Origin of the sequence: Streptomyces sp. NPDC020362, assembly GCF_040642095.1 — a bacterium.
Taxonomy (GTDB): Bacteria; Actinomycetota; Actinomycetes; order Streptomycetales; family Streptomycetaceae; genus Streptomyces.
The window spans coordinates 1-2,588 of sequence record NZ_JBFAET010000425.1; the positions used below are offsets into that span (position 1 = coordinate 1).

The 2,588-nt window shown below is 75.1% G+C and carries 4 protein-coding genes; all 4 read left to right on the top strand.

What is annotated here, in order from left to right; translation table 11 throughout:
- Positions 1-335 (top strand): winged helix-turn-helix domain-containing protein (locus AB0H32_RS47780; protein WP_361135856.1); only part of this gene is annotated, 335 nt, incomplete at its 5' end.
- Entirely contained in the window at positions 332-1,795 is a 1,464-nt protein-coding gene (locus AB0H32_RS47785; protein ID WP_361135859.1) for a HAMP domain-containing sensor histidine kinase, read from the top strand. The genes AB0H32_RS47780 and AB0H32_RS47785, both read left to right, overlap by 4 nt.
- 55 nt (positions 1,796-1,850) lie before the next feature.
- Positions 1,851-2,252, top strand: a complete 402-nt coding sequence (locus AB0H32_RS47790) for a hypothetical protein (protein WP_361135862.1) — start codon at positions 1,851-1,853, stop codon at positions 2,250-2,252.
- The gene (locus AB0H32_RS47795; RefSeq protein WP_361135866.1) at positions 2,252-2,494 is read left to right on the top strand and encodes a hypothetical protein; all 243 of its coding nucleotides are present in this window, start codon (positions 2,252-2,254) and stop codon (positions 2,492-2,494) included. The genes AB0H32_RS47790 and AB0H32_RS47795 overlap by 1 nt, the downstream gene beginning before the upstream one ends.
- Positions 2,495-2,588: the final 94 nt, after the last annotated feature.

A 2,588-nucleotide genomic window follows, 5' to 3' on the forward strand; every position in this document is an offset into this window, starting at 1 on the left:
GGGAGAGTCCGCCGGGCGGCCGGGAGGTGCTGCGGGTGGCCGGCCTGGTGATCGATCCGGCCGCCCGGACGGCCGAGCAGGACGGCTGTGCGCTGGAGCTGACCCGCCGGGAGTTCGAGCTGCTGGAGGTGCTGGCCCGCAACGCCGGGCTGGTCCTCACCCGCGACCAGTTGCTGGAGCGGGTGTGGGGCTACGACTTCGACGTACGCACCGACGCCGTCGACACCTTCGTCAGCTATCTGCGGCGCAAGCTGGAGGCTCAGGGGCAGGGCCGGCTGATCCACACGGTGCGCGGAGTCGGCTTCGTGCTCAGGGATACGCGGGGCACTCCGTGAGACTCTCCACCCGTATCGGGCTCGCCGTCGGCTGCACCGTCCCGCTGCTCGTCCTCGCGTCCGGCTGGCTGCTGCTGCAGCTGGTCGCCCGCGATCTGCACCGCGCCGAGGACCAGCACCTGCGGCAGCGCGCGGTGGCCGTCGCACCGGACGCCCGGGCGCTGCTGCGAGCGTCGCAGAAGGGCCGCCCCAAGGTCGCGGACACCCGGGAACGGCAGCTGTTCAGCGCCGCCCTCGACGTCGGCGTACGGGTCGTCGGACCGGACACGGTCTTCAGCGGCGGACCCCAGCCCGGCCCCGCGGTCAAGCTGCCCGCCGGCACCACCGGACCGGTCACCGTCCACGACCGCGCCCGCAGCTGGCGTGCCCTGGCCCGGCCGGTCCGGGGCTCCACCGTCTCCGGCACCCTGTGGGTCTTCGCGCCCGACACCGCCGACCGCACGCAACTCCGGCTCGTCCGGCGCCGGGTGCTGCTCACCGCACTGCTCGCCGCACCGCTGTCCGGCCTGCTCGCCTGGGGCCTGGCCGGCGGCGCGAGCGCACCCCTGCGGCGGCTGACCCGGCGCACCGCGGGCCTGGATCCGCGCACCAGCAGCGCCCGGCTCGACCAGCGGCGGACCGGGGTGAGAGAGGTCGACGACCTGGCGGCCACCCTGCGCACCGTCCTCGCCCGCTACGACGAACAGGCCGCGCGCACCGCCGAGGCCCTGGACACCGCCCGGTCCTTCTCCTCCGCGGCCGCGCACGAGTTGCGCACCCCGCTGATGAGCATGGGCACCAACCTGGACATCCTCGCCGAACACCCCGACCTGCCCGGGCCCGACCGCACCGAGGTCCTCGCCGACCTGCGGCACGAACACGCCCGGCTGCTGGGCCTGCTGGTGATGCTGCGCGAGATGGGTCGCGGGGATCTGGTGGAGGCGGAGGCGTTCGGGGACGTCGATCTGTCCGACGCGGCCGACGCGGCCGTCGCCGAGGCCCGCCGCCGCGCTCCGGACGCCGACATCGCTCTCGATTCGGTGCCCGGTCTCACCGTGCACGGCTGGGAGCCGGGCCTGAGGCTGCTGCTGGACAACCTGCTCGGCAACGCCCTGGCCCACGGCCGCGACTCCCGGGGCCGGGCGTGGGTGCGGGTGAGCGTGACCGGCACCGCGGACCAGGTCCTGATCGCGGTGGAGGACCGCGGGGCCGGTGTGCCGCCCGAGGTCGGGGGCCGCATCTTCGAGCGGTTCCAGCGGGGCCCGGGCAGCGCGGGCTCCGGACTCGGCCTCACCCTCGTCGCCCAGCAGGCGGCGCTGCATCGGGGAAGCGTCACCGTGGCGGAGCCGCCGGGCGGCGTGGGAGCGCGCTTCGAGGTGCGGCTGCCCCCGGGAGGTGGCGGGCTGCCCGGCCGACGGGACTGGCTGATCGACACAGCCCGGGCAAACCGGTCACAGGATTTCCCCAAAGACAGTCCCTAACCTCCGTCGCGACGGACGGACGACGTGGACGTCCGGCAAGTGAACGGAGAGGCAGATGTACGTACGACGAGGGACGCGCACGCTGCTCGCGGGGCTCGCCGTGACGGCCGTGCTGGCGGGTACGACGGGGGCGGCGGACGCGGCCGACAGCACACCCGCGAAGCCGGCCGGCGACGGGGCGCATGCGCTCTGCAAGCGGGTGCCGAAGATCGACCGGCACATCGCGCGCGCCCTGAAGCGGCTCGACGCCGGAACCGACCGGCGCGGCTCCGTGGCCCGGCTGCAGAAGCGCGTCGACAACGCGAAGAAGGCCGGGCACACCGAGATCGCCACCTTCCTCCAGAACCGGCTGGACTTCCGCAAGTCGCTGCGCACCAACCTGCAGGAGCGGCAGAAGGACCTGACCGCCGTCAAGACGTGGTGCCAGGACCACGACGGCGGCAAGGCGGCGAACTGATGCGGGCCCCGGGGCGGCTGCCGGCCCTCACTGCTGCGGCGCTGGCACTGCTCGTGGCTCTCACCGCGGGCTGCGCCCGGCACGACGGCGCTTCCCCGAAGGCCACCCCCGCCGCCGCGTCCTCCTCCACGGCTCCGGCCGGCACCCCCTCGGGATACGCACAGATGGAGAAGAAGGTGAACGCGGCCGAGTCGGCAGCAGCCGCCGCCGACCGGGACGCGTCGTCCGACACGGACCGCTGACGGCGGCACGGCGGCACGGCGGCACGGCGGCACGGCGGCACGGCGGCACGGCGGCACGGCGGCACGGCGGCACGGCGGCACGGCGGCACGGCGG

Coding starts and splice junctions, on each gene's coding strand:
- AB0H32_RS47795 (WP_361135866.1), top strand. CDS start 2,252: ATGCGGGCCCCGGGGCGGCTGCCGGCCCTCACTGCTGCGGCGCTGGCA.
- AB0H32_RS47790 (WP_361135862.1), top strand. CDS start 1,851: ATGTACGTACGACGAGGGACGCGCACGCTGCTCGCGGGGCTCGCCGTG.